Consider the following 17,975-nt stretch of genomic DNA (forward strand, 5'->3'; position numbering starts at 1 on the left):
ATAGGGGCGGAATAGAGGGGTGCTGCTGTCACGGCTGCCCCAGGCTCGGGTCTGCAGTGCCCGAGGAGGCACGGACAATGAGCTCGCTCGGGAGGACGACTGATGCCGGCTTCTGCCCGTCAATTACTTCGAGCAGGAGCCTGACCGCGGTGCGGCCCATTGCCTCCACGTCGTGGGAGATGACGGTCAGCGGTGGATCCAGCAGGGAAAACCATTCGATGTCGTCGAAGGCGATGAGGGCCATGTCGCGGCCGATGCGCAGGCCTTTCCGGTTCAAGGTGGCCAGCGCGCCGACGGCCATGGGGCTGTCCGCTGCCAGCAGTGCGGTCGGCGGCTGCGCGAGGCCCAGCAGGTGGTGTGCTCCGGCCGAGCCGCTGGCGGACTGGAAGTCGCCGAAATACGTCAGGGCGGGGTCGGTGCTGAGCCCGAACTCACGGGCGGCGCGGGCGAAGGACTTGAGCCGGTCCCGTCCGGTGGACGTGGTCTGGGGCCCGGCAATATAGCCGACGCGTTCATGACCCTGCCGGGCGAGATGCTCCACGGCTTGGCGGATGCCGGAATCACTGTCTGTGGTCACGCTCGGGACGTCGATCCCGTCGACGGTCCGGTCGACGAACACCGTGGGGATCTCACGTTCCAGCAGCGCGCGCAGGCTGGAGCTCCCTTCGCCCTGTGGTGCGGCGATTACGCCGTCCACGCGCTGCGAAATGAAGGTGTCCAGGTACCGGTCCTGCTGCGGAATGCTCTCGTTGGCGTTGCCCAGCAAGGTCACAAGCCCCTCCGCGAGGGCGGCCTGCTCGGCGGCGTGCGCCAGATCGGCGAAAAAGGGGTTGCGGACATCTGAAAGGAGCAGGCCGATGACGTTGGTCCTGGTGGAACGGAGCGCCCGCGCCTGGGCGTTGGGGTGGAAATCCAGCTCGGCGACGGCGGCGGCCACCTTCTGGCGGGACTCGGCGGAGGTCGCCGGGTTTCCCGAAAGCACCCTGGACGCCGTGGCGGGGGAGACGCCGGCCAGTGCCGCCACGTCCTTGATGGTGATGGATGGTCCCGTCACTGCTGCCGCCTTTCGCACTCAACCCGGTCATGGAATCGATTCCATGGAATCGGTTCCACAATTATGGGACGGCAGCCACGATCTGTCAATGGTTTTCTTGCGGCCAGGGTACGGTCGCGGGGTGCCGGACCAGGGTCACTCGCCGTGGACGGCGGCCTGGCGCTCCTCGGACCGGTTTAAATAGGCCAGCAGCAGCGCGCCGGCACGGTCCAGGTCCCCGGCTTCCAGGGCGCTGCAGATTTCCTCGTTGTCCGGCAGGTAGCCCCGGTAGAAGTGCGCATCCACGGTGGCCTTGTGGAAGAACAGCCGCATCTCGGCCAGGACCTGGGACATGATCGTGTCCAGCCGCCGGCTGCCCGCCAGGGCCACGATCGCGCCATGGAAATGCTGGTTGGCGCTGCCCAGGCCTTCCTCGTCATTGGCGGCGGCGGCGGCTTTACCCTCTTCCACCGCCGCCCGGACCGCGGCAACGCGTTCCGGGCTGCCCCCGCCACGGATCGCACTGACTTCAATGGCGCGGCGGACGGTGTAGACGTCGTGGATGTCGCCGGCCTCGAGGCTGGCCACGAAGACGCCGCGGTTCGGGTGCCGGACCACCAGGCGCTCGGCCGCCAGTTCGGCAAAGGCCTCGCGGACCGTGTTGCGGGAGACGCCCAGGTCTTCGGCGATGCTCGACTCCGTCAGCCGGACTCCCGGCAGGAGCAGGCCTTCCGCCAGTTGCAGGCGCAGCTCGGCCGCGACGCGGTCCGCCACGGAGGGAACGGCCACGCGCAGCCGCGCGGCAGCTGCGCCGAGGGCTGAGCCGGCAGCCCCATCGGGAGTGGTCATAGTGCCGAATCTACACGATTGTCCCAATGTTGAATCGTCGGATTGTTGAACAATCCCAGAAATTGATGCATCCTAGTAGGGGGCTATCATGAGACGAGGATCACAAATGGCAACCATTGACCTGAACAGCGACGTTGGCGAGTCTTTCGGACGCTGGACCCTGGGCGACGACACGGCGATGTTCCGCTCGGTCTCCAGCGCCAACATGGCCTGCGGATTCCATGCGGGCGACCCCAGCGTCATCCGCCGGACCTGCCGCGAGGCGGTGGCCGCCGGCGTCGTGATCGGCGCCCACGTCGGCTACCGCGATCTGGCCGGCTTCGGCCGGCGCTTCCTGGACATCGACCCGATCGAACTGGCTGACGACATCGTCTACCAGATCGGTGCGCTGCAGGCGCTGGCTGCCGTCGAGGGTGGCACGGTCAGGTACGTCAAGCCGCACGGCGGCCTCTACAACGCGATCGTCTCGCACACCGCCCAGGCGAACGCCGTCGTCGACGCCGTGAAATCCGTGGACCCGAACCTGCCCATCCTGGGCCTGCCAGGCTCGGAAGTGCTGCGCCTGGCCGAGGCCGCCGGCCTCCGCGCGGTTACCGAAGCCTTCGCGGACCGGGCTTACAACCCGGACGGCACCCTCGTGTCCCGTACGCTCCCCGGAGCCGTGCTGGAGGACCCCGCTCTCGTCACTGAGCATGTCCTCCGGATGGCCACCGATTCCGCCATCCGCACCATCGACGGCTCCATCCTGAAAATCCGCGCCGAAAGCATCTGCGTGCACGGTGACTCCCCGGGCGCCGTCGCCATGGCCGCTGCTGTCCGCGAAGCGCTCAACGCCGCGGACATCACCACCGCCGCCTTCGTCTAGGCCGCAGCTTCACCGCTTCACACCCCGGTTCCGCCGGGACCCCGCACGTAAACCCAAGCAACAGGCAGCACCCCGCACACCTGGAGGAAAACCATGACTGCAGCACCGCATCAGGCCACCCCGGCCGCCGGCAAGAGGAGGATCCCGCCCGGTGCCCTCAAGGCCTACGTCGCGAGCCTCACCGGCACTTCGCTGGAGTACTACGACTTCGCGATCTACTCCGTGGCCTCGGCCTTGGTGTTCCCCAAGGTCTTCTTCCCGGGCAACGACGAATACGTCGGGCTGCTGCTGTCCTTCTCGACCTTTGCGGTGGGCTACCTCGCCCGTCCCATCGGCGGCGTGATCTTCGGCCGGCTCGGTGACAAAATCGGCCGCAAGCACGTCCTCGTGACCACCCTGCTGCTGATCGGCATCGCAACGGTGGTGATCGGCGCGCTCCCTGGCTACGCCACCATCGGTATAGCCGCACCCATCATCCTGGTGTTGCTGCGTCTGGCACAGGGCATCGGCGTCGGCGGCGAGTGGGGCGGTGCCGTCCTGCTCTCGAGCGAATTCGGCGACGCCAAGCGGCGCGGCTTCTGGTCTTCCGCCGCGCAGATCGGCCCGCCCGCCGGCAACCTAATGGCCAACGGCGTCCTGGCCGTGCTCGCCGCGACTCTCAGCAACGAGGACTTCCTCTCCTGGGGCTGGCGCGTGGCCTTCCTCGCCTCGGCCGTTTTGGTGGGCTTCGGCCTGCTGATCCGGCTCAAGCTCGAGGAAACCCCCGTCTTCAAGGCCATCCAAGCCCACGGCGAACAGCCCAAGGCCCCCATCAAGGAGGTCTTCACCAAGGAACCGCGCGCCCTCGTGGCCGCCGCCCTGTCCCGCATCAGCCCGGACGTGCTGTACTCCCTGCTCACCGTCTTCATGGCCGTCTACGCCACCAAGCAGCTGGGCATGAGCACCAGCAACGTACTGACTGCCATCCTGATCGGCTCCGCCTTCCAGCTGGTTCTGATCCCCGCGGCGGGCGCCCTCACGGACCGCGTCAACCGCCGCCTCGTATACGGTATCGCCGCCGTCGGAACCGCCATTTACATCCCGCTGTTCTTCGTCATGATCCAGGACAAGTCGGTCCTCACGCTGACCGTCGGCATCGTGATCGGGCTGGCCTTCCACGCCTTCATGTACGGCCCGCAGGCTGCCTACATCACCGAACAGTTCCCGGCCCGGCTGCGCTACGCCGGCAGTTCGCTGGCCTACACGCTGGCCGGCGTGGTCGGCGGCGCCGTCGCACCGTTGGTCTTCACCGCCCTCTTCGCTGCCAGCGGCAATTGGTTCCTGATCGCCGGCTACCTCGCGGTCGCGTCGATCGTGACGGTCATCGGGCTGGCCATCGGGCGCAACCCGCATACCGACGAAGAAGAGCGGCTCCTGCAGGAAGCCCGCGCCTGAGCGGTGCGGATCCTGTTCACCGGCACAATGATTGAGGCAACTCGTGATTGAGACAGCAGGGGAACCCCTGAAGGTACAAGCGGCCGAAGCAGGCGAAACCGCAGCTCACAAGGTCCGCTCCGTGCGGGCAGTGGGGACGCGCGCGGTCCTGGCCGAGCTCTCCGGCACCCAGGACGTGCTTGCCCTGCAGGCGCTGCTGCTGGAGAAGCCACTGCCGGGCCAGCAGGACGTCCTGGCCGCGGCCGAGACCGTCCTGGTCAAGGCCGAATCCCCGGCGTCGGCGCGGCGCATCGCCGCCCGCCTGATGCAGCTCGACCTCACCGCACCCGTCCAGCGCGACGGCGAGCTGGTGGTCATCGACACCGTGTACGACGGCGAGGACCTCGCCGAAGTCGGGCGGCTGACCGGCCTGGGAACCGACGGCGTGATCGCCGCCCACTCGGGGCAGATCTGGACCGTGGCCTTCGCCGGCTTCGCCCCCGGATTCGGCTACATGATCGGGGAGAACCAACAGCTGGAAGTGCCGCGCCGCAGCTCGCCCCGCACCGCTGTTCCCGCGGGCTCCGTGGCGCTGGCCGGTAACTACTCGGCCGTGTACCCGCGCCGGTCCCCGGGCGGCTGGCAGCTGATCGGGCGCACCAACGCCAAGATGTGGGACCTGGACCGGGAGCCGCCCGCCCTGGCCGCCCCCGGCCACCGGGTGCAGTTCCGTCCGGTCCGGGACGCACTCGCCCTGGCGGCGGAGCCAGTAGCGGAGCCCGCGGCGGCAGTCGCAGAAGCTTCCGCCGACGGACTCCGGATCGTTTCACCGGGTCTTCAGAGCCTGATCCAGGACCTCGGCCGGGACGGCCACTCCGGCCTGGGCGTCTCCGCCGCCGGCGCGCTGGACCGGGCCTCGCTGCGCCGGGCCAACCGCCTCGTCGGCAACGCCCCCGGCGCAGCCGGCATCGAGACCGTCGCCGGCGGCCTCAAGGTCCAGGCCGTGGGGGACCGGGTCCTCGCCGTCGCCGGGGCGCCGTCGGAACTGAGCATCGCCTCCGCACCGGACGAGGCCGGCGATACGTGGCAGCGCACCGTGCCGGTGGCCACCCCCTTCGCGCTGCTCGACGGCGAAACGCTCAGCATCGGTGCGCCGCAGAGCGGCTTCCGCAGCTACCTCGCGGTCCGCGGCGGGGTGAATGCCGCCCCGGTACTGGGCAGCCGCTCCACGGACACCATGTCCGGGATCGGTCCTGCGCCCCTGGCCGCCGGGCAGCAACTCGGCGCCGGAGCAGAAGCCGAGTCCGGCGTCGTCGGAAATCCCGAACTGCAGCCGGACTACCCGGGCGCCGGGGTGACCGTCCTCGACGTCGTCCCCGGCCCCCGCGCCGACTGGTTCGATCAGGCGGCACTGGACTCCTTCACCGCCCAGAACTGGGCCGTGCTGCCGCAGTCCAACCGCGTCGGCATGCGGCTGGACGGTACCCCGCTGCAGCGCAGCCGCCAGGGCGAACTGCCCAGCGAAGGCACCGTCGCCGGCGCCCTGCAGGTTCCGCCGGAGGGCCTTCCCGTTCTCTTCCTGGCCGACCATCCGATCACCGGCGGCTACCCGGTAATCGCCGTGGTGGTCGACTCCCAGCTGGACCTCGCCGCCCAGGTCCCGATCGGCGGCAAGATCCGCTTCCGCTGGGCCGAATCCGCCACCCCCACCGAACACACCACCAATAACGAAGAAGCGAGTAACTGATGCGCAAGGTCCTGATCGCCAACCGTGGAGAAATCGCGGTCCGCATAGCCCGGGCCTGCGACGACGCGCAGCTGGCGTCCGTCGCTGTCTACGCCGACATCGACGCCGATGCCCTGCACGTTTCGGCCGCAGATGTTGCCTTCAGCCTGGACGGCAACTCGCCCGCGGACACGTACCTGAACATCCCCAAGCTCCTGGCAGTGGCGGCCCAGTCCGGTGCGGACGCCGTCCACCCCGGCTACGGATTCCTCTCCGAGAACGCCGACTTTGCCCAGGCCGTCCTCGACGCCGGACTGACCTGGATCGGCCCCAGCCCGGACGCCATCCGCCTGCTGGGCAACAAGATCACGGCCCGCGACGCCGCCGTCCGGGCCGGCGCGCCACTGGTGGCCGGCAGCGACGGTCCCGTCGACACGGCGGCCGAGGCCCGCGCCTTCGCCGAACAGCATGGCCTGCCGATCGCCATCAAGGCCGCCTTCGGCGGCGGCGGCCGCGGCATGAAGGTGGTCCGGGCCATCGACGAGGTCGAGGAAGCCTTCGACTCCGCCGTCCGTGAAGCCGTTGCCGCCTTCGGCCGGGGCGAGTGCTTCGTGGAGCGCTACCTGGACCGTCCCCGCCACGTCGAGGCGCAGGTCCTGGCGGACGCGCACGGCAACGTCGTGGTCGTCGGAACCCGCGACTGCTCCCTGCAGCGCCGGCACCAGAAGCTCCTGGAAGAGGCCCCCGCGCCGTTCCTGAGCGACGAGCAGACCACGCTGATCTATGACGCCGCCAAGGCCGTCTGCCGGGAAGCGGGCTACTCCGGCGCCGGCACGGTGGAATTCCTCGTCGCGGCGGACGGCACCGTGGCCTTCCTCGAGGTCAACACCCGGCTGCAGGTGGAGCACCCCATCACCGAGGAAACCACGGGGATCGACCTCGTCCAGGAACAGTTCCGGATCGCCGCGGGCGAGCCGCTGCGCCTGACCGAAGACCCGGCGCCGCGCGGACACGCCTTCGAATTCCGGCTCAACGCCGAGGACGTGGGCCGCGGCTTCCTGCCCTCGCCCGGCACCATCGGCGAGTTCGCCGGCCCCACCGGCCCGGGCATCCGCCTCGACACCGGCGTCCGCTCCGGCTCCTTCGTCGCACCGCAGTTCGATTCCCTGCTCGCGAAGCTGATCGTCACCGGCGCGGACCGCCAGCAGGCCCTGCGCCGCGCCCGCCGGGCCCTCGCCGAAATGCGCATCACCGGCGTCGCCACCGTGCTGCCGTTCCACCGGGCCGTGCTGGAATCCCCGGACTTCACCTCCGAGGACGGCCTCGGCATCCACACCCGCTGGATCGAAACCGACTTCGCGGACAGCATCCCTGCCGACCCCGACTACAGCACCACCGCCCCCGACGGCGCACGCCGCACCATCACGGTCGACGTGGACGGCCGGCGCCTCGCCGTCGGCCTTCCGGCGGATTTGCTCGACGGCTGGGCCCGCGCGGGCGGTCCGCTGCCCGCGGGCGTGTCTTCGGTGTCCGACGGCGGTGCCGCCGCCGCTGCCGACCCGGGGGAGTTGCGCGCGGACATGGCCGGGACCGTGGTCAAGTGGCTCGTCGAGCCGGGAACCGAAGTCTCGGCCGGAGATCCGGTGGTGGTCCTTGAGGCCATGAAGATGGAAACCCAGGTCTCCGCGCACCGGGACGGCATCGTCACCGACGTCCGCACCGAAGCGGGCGGGGTTGTCACCGCCGGCGCGGTGCTCGCGCTGATCGGGTAACCACACATTCTGCTGATGTTTGGCGAGTGACTGGGCCGTTTCCGCTAGCGGAAGCGGCCCAGTCTCGTTCGAGCGAGACGCGGCCATGCCTCCGGCCCGGGTCCGCGCCTGCCGGTGGGGTTGAGTTCCTCCTCACGGAACCGGCTGCCGGCATGTACATGACGTTGCCCCATTCCAGTTGGTCCTGTACGGGCGCGACGGCGTGGATCACGTCGCAGTGCCACCACACCGAGTCTCCCGCCTGCACATCGGGGATGGACGAGAGCGCGCGCATCAGGAGCTGGTGCCACTGCTCGCTGATCGGCAGGACGTGCCGCGGGCTGACGCCGCACTTCGGTGCGGTAGGCGGCGTCCCAAGAGTCGTACTTCTCGGGCTCGCCGTTGAACACATGCCGGAACACCTGCCGGTAGGCCGGCAGCAGCCACATTTCCAGGGCGCCGGAGTCGGTGTGCGGGTCCATAACGAAGCCGGCCGGGCACGCTGGGGAGCGTGCCCGGCCGTGTGTCCGGTGTGTGTGCGGTTGTTGCCCGCTCAGGTCCGTGACTCTGCGAGGGGCGGAGTGGCCTGGGCCTGGTGGGCGGGCGGTTGGGCGCGGCGGTTGAGCCACATTTCGAAGACGTCGCTGGTGTGCCACTCGAAGGAGGCGAGCACGGGGGTGCCGTTGATGTCGTAGTCGACCTCGTCGAAGTAGAGCAGCGGGACGCCCTCGTTGACCTGGAGCTGTGCGGCCTCGGGGGGGCCGGCGAGGACGGGGAGCAGCTTGGCCCGCCCGTTCCGGACGCCGTGGTTGAGGGTTTCCAGCAGGTCGAACAGCGACGGGCCGAGGTCGGACCGGGCTGCCTCGGGCACGAGGGCCAGCGGGACCCGGTCGACGCTGTAGACGACGGGGCGGTCATCGGCGAACCGGACCCGTTCGACGATGACGACCTCTGCCCCGCGGTCCAAGCGGAGCCGGGCCCGGTCGCCGTCGTCGGCGGGTGCCACGCGCTGGGAGATGATCCGGATGCTGGGCGTGAACCCGGCAGCCTGGATCATCGCGGTGTAGCTGACATTCAGGTCCAGCGCGTGGCGCTGCGGCACCCGGGTGACGTAGGTGCCTTTGCCGTGGAGGCGGGAAAGGTACCCGGCGTCGATCAATGCCCGGTAGCCCTCGCGGACCGTGGCGCGGCTGACCGCGAACTTCACCGACATTTCGTCTTCGTTGGGGAGCCGGTCGCCGACGTTATACGTGCCGTTGCTGATGAGCTCGGTGAGTTCATCTCGAACCTGTTCTGCAAGATTTGGCCGGCGACCTGACATGGTGTCCTCCCTGGGGCAATAAATCCAGTGTACTGGCGGTGGGGGTCCGGATTAGACCCGGGCGCCGGCGGCGGCGTCGGCGTAAGACAGGGCGGTGCGGACCTGGGATACGACGTCTTTGGCGCCGGGGAGCTTGCCGTCGAAGATGGCCCCGCCGATGGTGAAGCCCCAGGCGCCGGCCTCCGCGAGGCCGCGGATCTGGTCCTCATTGACAACCGAGCCGGCAGCGATGGTGGGCCCGTCGACGACGCGGGCTACGGCGGCGGTCAGTTCCAGCGGGTCGACGGTGGCGTGGCGGTAGGCGAGCAGGTCCACGCCGTGGACGCCTTCGAGCCTGGAGAGTTCGGCGGCGTGCGCGGTGATCTCCTCGATGGTGCCGAGCAGTGCGCTGGGGTGCCCGGCGACGCGGCCGGGGAAGGGAGCGAACTTGATCCCGGTGCCGGCCAGCTTCTCGACGGCCTCGGCGGCGAACTTGCCGCCCACGATCCAGTCCACGCCGGCGGCGATGGCGGCGTCGATGGAGGCCATTTCGTCGGCCTTGTCGACGGAGACGACCTCGAGGTAGACCACCAGGTCCGCGGCGTGCGCGGCGGCGGTCAGCTCGCGGGCCTTCTCGGCGGTGGCGCCGACGTCCTTGAAGCCGATGTGGCGCAGCCCGGTGTCCTTGACCTGTTCGAGGACCTCCAGGGCGTTGTCCACGGTGCGGTCGTTGTGGGTGAGCATGAAGATGAATTCAGACATTGTTCTTGTTCTTTCGTTTGTGGTGGGTGCTGCTGGTGGGGTGGTGCTGGGGTGCTGCTGGTGGGTGCTTGGGGGGTGGTGCGTGTGTGGGGTCAGGCGGGGAGGAGTCCGCGGACGTCGTCCAGGACGTGGGTGGGCAGGATGCCGGAGGCAGCGAGATGGTCATCGGTGGTCGCTCCGGACATCACCAGGGCCGAGGCCATGCCGGCGTTAAGGCCCATGGCGACATCGGTCAGGAGCCGGTCCCCGACCATCACGGCCTCGTGGGCCGGGACGCCCAGCCGGTGCAGGAAGGCGTTGGCCATGTGGACGCTGGGTTTGCCGACGATCGCCTCGGCGTGCCCGCCGGTGCAGGCCTCGATCGCCGCGAGCATCGCAGCGCAGTCGGGCAGGCCGCCGTCGGGGGTGGGGCAGTACGGGTCGGGATTAGTGGCCACGATTACGGCGCCGGCGTTCACGGCCTGGTAGGCGCGGGTGAGTTTGTCGTAGTCGAAGGTCCGGTCGAAGGAGACCACCACGACGTCGGTCTGGGCTGGGTCCTCGGTCAGGGTGAACCCGGCGCCGCGCAGCGATTCGATCAGAACCGGTTCGCCCACGGCCAGGACGCGGGCCCCGGGGTGGCGGCCGGTCAGGTACAGAGTGAGCGCGTCGAGCGCGGAGATCACGTCCTGGGCCTGGGCCGGAATGCCGAGCCGGGTCAGCTTCGCGGCGTAGGCCTCGGCGGTCTCGAGCGGCTTGTTGGTCACGAAGACCACCCGGGCCCCCGAGTCGCGCAGCGCCGCCACGACGGTGTCCGCGCCCTCGATCAGGTCATCGCCCAGATACAGCGTGCCGTCCAGGTCGAAGGCGTAGCCCCGGTAGAGCGGGGCCGCTTCGCGGCGGCCGGTTTCTTTGGCCAGTAGTTCAACGGGCATCTTTGCCCTCCTTTCGGCCCCTTGCGGGACACAATATCAGTCTAACGTTAGACGTCTAACGACTCAAGTCGGTAATGGAATCATTGGAAGAAAGTTTCGCGGTGTGGTGCTGGTGGTGCGGGTGCCGGGCGGGGGCTGCCGGGTCGCGGCGGCCCCCGCGGGGCGGTCAAACCTGGTCAGCCTGCCGGGCTGGTTGGGCCGGTTTGCTCAGGCGTCGGCGGTGAGGGCCTGGTCGGTGAGTGCGAGTTCCTGTTCGGCGGTGTAGTTGCCGACGCGCTTGCGGCCGACGGCGAAGTAGTAGGCCATGAACAGGGCCACCATGATGACGGCGATAACGAACGCGAGGGGGAAGCTAACCAGGGCTGCGGGGATCAGGATCCCGGCCAGGATCAGTGCGATCCACATCGTGACACGTCCGCCGCGGGCCTTGTAGGGCCGGTGCAGGTCAGGGCGCTTCTTGCGCAGCACCAGGGCCGCGGCCATCATCAGCATGTAGGACACGGCTGCGACGAGGACCGAGAGGGTGACCAGGACCGGGATGGCGTCCGGGAGGATGGTGGCGCCCAGGATGACGAAGACGAAGCCGATGACGCCGGGGACGATCAGCGAGCCGATGGGAGCGTGATGCTTGTTGAGCTTGGACAGTGATGCCGGCAGGTAGCCTGCACGGGACAGGGCGAAGGTCTGGCGTGAGTAGGCGATCACGATCGCGTGGAACGAGGCGACCAGGGCGGCGAGGCTGAAGATCGCGATCACCGGGACGATCCAGGTCTGGGATCCCACGACGTTGGACAGGGCCACGGTCAGCGGGGCCGCTGCGCCGGGGAAGTCGGACCCGCCGACGCCGGCGGCGACGGTGAGGGTGCCGAGGCCGATCACGGCGAGGGTGATGAAGGCCATGATCAGGGCCTTGGGGATGTCCTTGGCCGGGTTCTTGGTCTCTTCGGCAGCCATAGGGAGGCTTTCGATGGCGAAGAAGAACCATGCAGCGAGCGGCAGGGTGGCCCAGAGGCCGCCGATGCCGTTGGGCAGGATGGCTCCGCCGGAGTAGGCGTTCAGGTTATCCAGTGACATCTTCGGCGCACCGATCACCATGAAGACAATGAGGCCGACGACCGCGACGGCGGTGAACACGAATTCGATCTTCATCGAGTTGCCGGCGCCCAGGAGATGGACCACGGTCGAGCCGATGTAGAGGACTGCGGCGCTGACCAGGATCGGCACGTCGGGGAACAGGACCTGCACGTAAGCGCCGACGGTCAGCGCCACCGCGACCGGGGCAAACACGAACTCCAGAAGGACGCTGACTCCGGCGAGGTAGCCCCAGACCCGGCCCAGTGCTGTGCGGACGTAGGCGTAGGCTCCACCGGCGTGGGGTACTGCTGCGGACAGTTCGCCGATCACGGTTGAGAGGCCGGCGTAGAGCAGGCCCATGATGGCAATCGCGATCAGGTAGCCCCAATAGCCGGTGAGTCCCAGGCCTGCGTTCCACCCGTAGTAGTCGCCGGAGATGACGGCGCCGACGCCGATGCCCCAGAGCAGGACGGGCCCTGCAACTTTGTGGAGGTTCTTTTTCTTGCTCTCCGCCTGCACGGGGGGAGTTATAGCTGTTTGTGACACTGACCTGCTCCTTTGCGGGTTGTATCAATCATCGGAACCACGGGACGTGGACCGTCTGATATTTGACGAGGAAGCCGCGGGGACAAGCCGTGGCGGGGTGCCGGGCTGAAGCATCAGCGCTCCGGCATCGGGTGTTACGAACGGCCGCCGCGGGGGCGGCGGGCCTGGCTTTTCTCTGACGTCATCGGCAGGAAAAGTATCCGGAAGGGGCTTTCGCGACCTTGTTCATCCAGCATACCAAGTCGTTAGACGTCTGACAAGGAAAACTTTTTGTTGTTTTGTTAGGCGTGGAGGCCGGCCGCTGCGCGGGCGGCAGGAACTGCCCTGCTCATGACAGCGTCGGCTGAGGAATCATCGGGTACTGAGATCGCTTCCCGCTGGAGGCGCACGAATTCCTGATAGCGCTCCAGTTCGTCGTCGACGTCTTGTGCAGTCCAGCCCAGGGCCGGGGCCACGACCCTGGCAACCTCGGACGCGGCTTCTTCACCGAAGTCCTTGGATTCAATGGAAATACGCAGGCGGCGCTCGAGGACGTCCTCCAAATGCAGGGCCCCCTCGTGCGTAACCGCGTACAGCGCTTCAGCCAGAAGGGCGCCGCCACCGCCGCAAATCTCCAGCCCGAGCACCCTGTTCTCGGCCACAGGCTTCAAGACCTCAGTCGCCATGTTTCCGTAGCGACCGACCAGTCGTGCTGCGTGACTGGACGGCAGCCCGAGGGTTTCGAGCATGTAGGCGCAGACGCTTTCGATCTCGGCGGCAACGAAGTTCTCGCCACCGAGAAGGGGCAGGTCCAGTGTTTGCGAGGGGCGGGCAGCGCTTCTCCCCTTTGTCGCCGCATCCACGGCGTCCTTTGCCATGACCCTGTATGTGGTGAGTTTGCCGCCGGCGATGACCACGATGCCCTGGTGGGGCACGTCAACGACGTGTTCCCTGCTCAGCTGCGCGGTCGAGCCTGCCTTGCCTTTCACGAGCGGGCGGAGTCCGGCGTAGACACCGAGGATGTCCTCGTGGACGATCGGGACTTCGAGCACCTTGTTGACGTGATCGAGCAGGTACTGGACGTCGGCGGAGGTGGCGGAGGGGTTCGTTTTTCCCAGGTCCCATGGCGTGTCGGTGGTGCCGATAATCCAGTAGTTCCCCCAAGGGATGACGAACAGGACACTGGCCCCCGCCCGCAGGATCAAACCCATGGTGGACGGGAAGCGATCACGGTCAACGAGGATATGAACGCCCTTGGACATGGTTACTTCGACTGCTGAGTCGACGCCGATCATGGCTTGCGATTCGGCAGTCCACACGCCCGTTGCATTGATGATGGAGCGTGCCCGCACCTCGAACCGCTCACCTGTTTCTTCATCAGAGACGAGCACCGAGTGGTCCGCACTGCCGGTGCCGGGCGTGATCTCCACTGCGCCGGCGCGATTCATCGCATGGACGCCCCGTGACACCGCAGTGCGAACGATCGTTGCGACCAGCCTGGCGTCATCGACCTGGGCATCGAAGTAGCTGATTCCCCCACGGCAAGCAGCGCGGTTCAGGCCAGGCAGTTCAGCCCTGACGCGCTTGCGGCTGAGGTGCCGGTGCAGTCCGACGCCCGGGTGGCGGCCGCCGGCATAGCTGAACAGGTCATACAGAGCCATCCCGGTCCCCACATAAAACCGCTCAGCCAGCGGCGCAGTGACGGGGTAGAGGAACGAGACGGGCTTGACGAGGTGGGGTGCGATTGTGCGCAGGAGAAGGCCGCGCTCCACAAGAGCTTCCTTGACCAGCTTGAAGTTGAGCTGCTCAAGGTAGCGAATTCCGCCATGTACCAGCTTGGAGGACCGGCTGGAAGTGCCGCTGGCCCAGTCGCTCTTCTCGATAATGCCGACCGTAAGTCCCCGCGATGCCGCATCGAGGGCAGTACCGGCGCCGACAACGCCGCCGCCAATAACTAGCACGTCGAGTACTTGTGACTTCATCGCAGCGCGGGCTGATTCGCGTTGCGCAGTGTTGAGTCGCCCAGTTCCGGGGGAAGTGGCGGTCTTGCTCATTGTGGCCTCCATGGGTCCGCCTGCCTTCGCGGCCAGGCTCTATCAGCGTCCGATGTCATTAGACGTCTGGCGAATAAAAGTGGGTGTTGTTTGTTCGGATATTGAATTCGCGTGCGGTGACGCCCGGTGTTTACAGTCCGGCGCCGATCAGTTCTGCTTCGGCGAGGGCGGCCAGGACGTCGGACTTGGTCCAGGCTCCGGTGAGGTAGGCGAGGTCGGCGATGTTGAAGCGGTTGCGCATCAGGTGGCAGTTCGTGAGCGCCCAGATGACATCGTCTTCTTTGCTGGGGTTCTCCAGCTCGGAGAAACGGGTGGGCGCGCCGGCGGCGTGGAGCGCCGCGACGATGGCTTCCGGTTCGCCGAGCAGGCCCGAGAGCACCTCGGCGTGGGCCGGCCAGATCGCGGCGGCGTCGCGGATTTTGGCTCCGGCGTCGACGGCACGGAGGTGTTCGAGCTTCTTGGAGTAGTCGGACCAGCACTCGTTGCTCGTGGAGCCGCCCTCGTCCATCCAGTCGAAGGCCTCCCGGACGGTGCGTTCGGCGTCCTCCGGCTCGGGGAGCCGGAGGGTGCCGAGGCTTCCGGTGCGGAGCTTCTCGTTCATGTTCCGCCAGAGGATCGCGACGACGACGGTCGCCACGCCCACCTGGGCGCCGTGGTGGGCGGTGTCTGTCCCGCGGGCCGTGTTGGCCATGTCCAGGAGGTGGCTGATGACGTGTTCCATGCCGGAGGACGGGGAGGTTTGTCCCGCGACGCCCATCGAAATGCCCGAGAGGGTCACGAACTTGGCCAGAGTCGACAATGACTCCGGGTCAGAGGTCCCCACGCCGGGGGCGAGGCCCAGGAGTTCGGCGCCGTGGCGGCGGGTCATGGTCGCGGCCTCGGCGGAGTAGCCGCGGTCCATCTCGACGAGGGAGGACAGGTACCAGTCCGCGGGGGCGGTGAACATCGAGATCATGTCCCCGAGTCCGGAGCGGTTCAGCAGTGCCGGCGCCCCTTCCAGGACGTTGCTGTCGACCACCAGTGCGCTGGGCCAGCCGGAGTGGGCGGTGCGCTTGACGCCGTTGATCAGCAGCACGGACTGGTCATCGGCGAAGCCATTGACGGAGGCGGCGCTTTGCACGACGACGTGCGGCCGGGTCCCGGCGGCGACCTTGCCGATGTCGCACAGGGTGCCGGAGCCGATGGTGACGATGACGTCTGCGCCGGCGCAGCCGGCGGTCGCAGCGCTGACGGTGGTCTCGTCTGCGTGGACGTGGCCCGGGAGGGCCACGGTGGTGACCGTGCCGAGGGTTTCCAAGAGGGCCGTGACGGCGGGTTTGAGGTGGGTACCCGAGCCGGTGGTGTAGACGTCCTCGTCGGTGAGGACGGCGATGCTGTCATGGGCCGGGAGGGCGGCGACGATGTCGTGGACGGAGTCCAGCACGTCGGCGCCGATGACGACCTGGTCGAGGCCGACCAGGGGGTGGGAAAGGTAGCGGTCGAGGTCAGACGAGAGCGTCATGGCGTGATTCTTTCTGCGGGATGGATTCGACGGCGTCGAAGAGGGAGCGGTAGTCCTGGTAGGCCGATTCAAGGGCCTCGGCATGGGCAGGGTCGGGGTTGATGCTGATCGGGTCGAGTTCGACCACGGCGTCGACGGCGGATTCGAGGGTGGCGAAGGTGCCGGCGGCGACGGCGGCGAGCAGTGCCCCGCCGGTGGCGCTGGTCTCCTCGGTGAGCACCTTCTGGATCGGGGTGTTGCAGAGCGTGGCCTTCGCCGAGAGCCACAGGGCGGAGCGGGCGCCGCCGCCGACCACCCGGACCGACTGGGCCAGGCCCATGGCGTCGATCCGGTCGTAGATGTCGCGGAACGCGAAGCAGTTCGCCTCGATGATCGCCCGGGCCATGTCGGTGGAGTCGTGATTCATCGACAGCCCGGCGAACGTCCCGCGCAGCGAGTCGTTCCACCGGGGCGCCATGGAGCCGGTCAGTGCCGGGATGAAGCGGACCCCGCGGGCGCCGGGTTCTGAGCGGGCGGCGCGGTCGAAGAACTCCTGCTGGCTGACGCCGAGGACGTTCTGGGCGAACCACAGCGTGTTGCCGCCCGAGACGAACCCGGGGTTCTCGATCAGGTAGGTGCCGTCCACGGCGTGCGCGTGGGTCTCGACGAGTTTGGTCTGGTCGAAGACCGGGACGGCGCTAGAGACCCCGACCGGTTCGGCCGTGCCGAGGATATCGACGACCACCCCGGGCCGGACCCCGCCGGCGCCCAGGCATGCTGCGTGGTCATCGCCGGTGCTGACCACGACCGCGCAGCCCGTGGTCAGCCCCAGTGCCGCAGCCGCTTCCGCGGTCAGGGTCCCGGCGACGTCGGTAGCCCGGCCGATCTCCGGGAGCTTGGCCCGGTCCAGCCCGGCGGCGTCGATGAGTTCATCGCTCCAGTCCCGGGCCACCACGTCGTAGAGCAGCGAGGAGGAGGAGTTCGCGTGGTCCTGGATCGAACGGCCGGTCATCCAGGCGACAGCGTAGCCCCCGACCGAAGGCAGCGATGCGGCCCGCCGGTACACCTCGGGCTCGTTGTCGGCCAGCCACATGAGCTTGGGCCCCGTGTGCGAGGCATCGAGGTTCAGGCCCGTCCGGGCGAACAGCCGATCCGGATCGATCGCGTTCCCGAGCCGGGCCACCTGGCCGGTCGCGCGCCGGTCCAGCCAGATAATGGCCGGCCGCAGCGGACGCATGTCCGCGTCCACCGGCACGACGCCGTCCACCTGGCTCGAGAGCCCGATATGGGTCACCTCGGCCGGCTTTACACCGGTCCGGGCCAGCACGGCCCGGACGCTGGAGGCAATCCCGTGCCGGTAGTGCGCCGGATCCTGCTCCGCCCAGCCGCTGTGCGGGTGCGCCATCGCATACCCGCTGCTTGCGGTCGCGACGATCACGCCCTCCGGCGACATCAGCACCGCCTTCGCGCTCTGCGAGCCAAGATCACAGCCAATTACATATCCCAATGAAATACTCCTTTGTATCCCAGCGGCCTTCCCCCCGAAGCCATCACCATCTGCGTAAGTCGTCAGACGTCTAATAACTACGATACGGGTGCTTCTGCCGGCCGTCAACCCCCGCCCGCGGCGGACGGGTCCTGGGTGAACCTTGACCGGGCAGGCAGGTGTGGTAGGTTCGCGAGAAGTATCCGCGGTCTGCTGTGTCGGGGCCATGTTTTGGGGGAATCATGGCTACTTTGAGTGCGCATTTTCGGCGGGGGACCGCTTGCCTGGCTGCCGCGTTGGGTGTCCTGCTTGCAGTATCAGCGGTGACCGCGCCAGCGGCGACGGCAAACGACGTGCTGACGTCCCCTGTCGCGGTGGCCGAGACGTACGCGACGCCGACCGTGCCCGGGGCGTTGGTCCCGGTCACCCCATTCCGGGCACTGGACACCCGGACTTCTGCTGCGGTGCGCCCGGACGGGACCGTGTCCTTCCAGGTCGGCGGGGCGCACGGGATTCCGGCGAAGGTTTCCGCCGTGACCTTCAACCTCACCGTCACCGTGCCACGGTTGATCGGGTACATCACCGCCTACGCCTCCGGGACACGCCGGCCTGATGCGTCCAACCTGAACTTCCTCGCCGGCCAGACGGTCGCGAACTCCGTCACCGTGCCCGTCGGCGCCGACGGCAAGGTCACCTTGTTCAACCGTTCCTCCGGCACCACCCATCTCATTGCCGACGTCTCC

At 68.1% G+C, this 17,975-nt stretch carries 15 protein-coding genes and 1 pseudogene; 5 read left to right on the top strand and 11 right to left on the bottom strand.

Annotated elements, in window-relative coordinates:
• Nucleotides 1-28 precede the first annotated feature (28 nt).
• Both C560_RS0109765 and C560_RS0109770 read right to left on the bottom strand, forming a co-directional pair.
• On the bottom strand, nucleotides 29-1,054 hold the full coding sequence (locus C560_RS0109765) for a LacI family DNA-binding transcriptional regulator (RefSeq protein WP_026538066.1): 1,026 nt from the start codon (nucleotides 1,052-1,054) through the stop codon (nucleotides 29-31).
• A gap of 135 nt (nucleotides 1,055-1,189) precedes the next feature.
• Nucleotides 1,190-1,882, bottom strand: a complete 693-nt coding sequence (locus C560_RS0109770) for a GntR family transcriptional regulator (protein WP_026538067.1) — start codon at nucleotides 1,880-1,882, stop codon at nucleotides 1,190-1,192.
• A gap of 106 nt (nucleotides 1,883-1,988) precedes the next feature.
• Here C560_RS0109770 and C560_RS0109775 point away from each other — a divergent pair, with 106 nt between their 5' ends.
• The 4 genes from C560_RS0109775 to C560_RS0109790 all read left to right on the top strand — a co-directional run bounded on the left by C560_RS0109775 (nucleotide 1,989) and on the right by C560_RS0109790 (nucleotide 7,658).
• Complete coding sequence (locus tag C560_RS0109775; RefSeq protein WP_026538068.1) at nucleotides 1,989-2,747, top strand: LamB/YcsF family protein; 759 nt, start codon at nucleotides 1,989-1,991, stop codon at nucleotides 2,745-2,747.
• Nucleotides 2,748-2,840: 93 nt separating this feature from the next.
• The gene (locus C560_RS0109780) at nucleotides 2,841-4,181 is read left to right on the top strand and encodes an MFS transporter (protein WP_026538069.1); all 1,341 of its coding nucleotides are present in this window, start codon (nucleotides 2,841-2,843) and stop codon (nucleotides 4,179-4,181) included.
• A 46-nt stretch (nucleotides 4,182-4,227) separates the two neighbouring features.
• Nucleotides 4,228-5,907: a 5-oxoprolinase/urea amidolyase family protein gene (locus C560_RS0109785; RefSeq protein ID WP_442853153.1), complete on the top strand. Its 1,680-nt coding sequence runs from the start codon at nucleotides 4,228-4,230 to the stop codon at nucleotides 5,905-5,907.
• A complete protein-coding gene (locus C560_RS0109790; protein WP_026538071.1) occupies nucleotides 5,907-7,658 on the top strand; it encodes an acetyl/propionyl/methylcrotonyl-CoA carboxylase subunit alpha in 1,752 nt (583 codons plus the stop codon). The genes C560_RS0109785 and C560_RS0109790 overlap by 1 nt, the downstream gene beginning before the upstream one ends.
• Here C560_RS0109790 and C560_RS23810 read toward each other — a convergent pair.
• The 9 genes and pseudogenes from C560_RS23810 to C560_RS0109825 form a co-directional block, all read right to left on the bottom strand.
• Nucleotides 7,624-8,049 (bottom strand): YbiU family protein, encoded by a 426-nt coding sequence (locus C560_RS23810; protein ID WP_269320025.1) that lies wholly within the window; start codon nucleotides 8,047-8,049, stop codon nucleotides 7,624-7,626. The genes C560_RS0109790 and C560_RS23810 overlap by 35 nt on opposite strands.
• Nucleotides 8,027-8,119: pseudogene (locus C560_RS24000) on the bottom strand (YbiU family protein); the annotation flags it as partial. The pseudogene C560_RS24000 and the gene C560_RS23810, both read right to left, overlap by 23 nt.
• A 71-nt stretch (nucleotides 8,120-8,190) precedes the next feature.
• Nucleotides 8,191-8,958: a GntR family transcriptional regulator gene (locus C560_RS0109795; protein ID WP_026538072.1), complete on the bottom strand. Its 768-nt coding sequence runs from the start codon at nucleotides 8,956-8,958 to the stop codon at nucleotides 8,191-8,193.
• Between the two features lie 51 nt (nucleotides 8,959-9,009).
• Nucleotides 9,010-9,699, bottom strand: a complete 690-nt coding sequence (locus C560_RS0109800) for a 1-(5-phosphoribosyl)-5-((5-phosphoribosylamino)methylideneamino)imidazole-4-carboxamide isomerase (protein WP_026538073.1) — start codon at nucleotides 9,697-9,699, stop codon at nucleotides 9,010-9,012.
• A 92-nt stretch (nucleotides 9,700-9,791) separates the two neighbouring features.
• The gene (locus C560_RS0109805) at nucleotides 9,792-10,613 is read right to left on the bottom strand and encodes an HAD-IIA family hydrolase (RefSeq protein ID WP_051533072.1); all 822 of its coding nucleotides are present in this window, start codon (nucleotides 10,611-10,613) and stop codon (nucleotides 9,792-9,794) included.
• 207 nt (nucleotides 10,614-10,820) lie between these two features.
• Nucleotides 10,821-12,233: an ethanolamine permease gene (eat, locus tag C560_RS0109810; RefSeq protein ID WP_026538075.1), complete on the bottom strand. Its 1,413-nt coding sequence runs from the start codon at nucleotides 12,231-12,233 to the stop codon at nucleotides 10,821-10,823.
• Nucleotides 12,234-12,514: 281 nt separating this feature from the next.
• Nucleotides 12,515-14,266 carry a glycerol-3-phosphate dehydrogenase/oxidase gene (locus tag C560_RS21495; RefSeq protein WP_051533074.1) on the bottom strand — a complete coding sequence of 584 codons (1,752 nt, stop codon included), beginning with the start codon at nucleotides 14,264-14,266 and terminating at the stop codon, nucleotides 12,515-12,517.
• A gap of 130 nt (nucleotides 14,267-14,396) precedes the next feature.
• A complete protein-coding gene (locus tag C560_RS21500; RefSeq protein ID WP_051533075.1) occupies nucleotides 14,397-15,767 on the bottom strand; it encodes an iron-containing alcohol dehydrogenase in 1,371 nt (456 codons plus the stop codon).
• A complete protein-coding gene (locus C560_RS0109825) occupies nucleotides 15,751-17,253 on the bottom strand; it encodes a xylulokinase (protein WP_197026130.1) in 1,503 nt (500 codons plus the stop codon). Before C560_RS0109825 ends, C560_RS21500 begins: the two co-directional genes overlap by 17 nt.
• 302 nt (nucleotides 17,254-17,555) lie before the next feature.
• On the opposite strand from C560_RS0109825, the gene C560_RS0109830 reads away from it, so the two are divergent.
• Nucleotides 17,556-17,975: hypothetical protein (locus C560_RS0109830; protein ID WP_197026131.1), on the top strand; the 420-nt coding region annotated here is incomplete at its 3' end.

The organism is Arthrobacter sp. 9MFCol3.1 (assembly GCF_000620385.1).
Classification (GTDB): domain Bacteria; phylum Actinomycetota; class Actinomycetes; order Actinomycetales; family Micrococcaceae; genus Arthrobacter.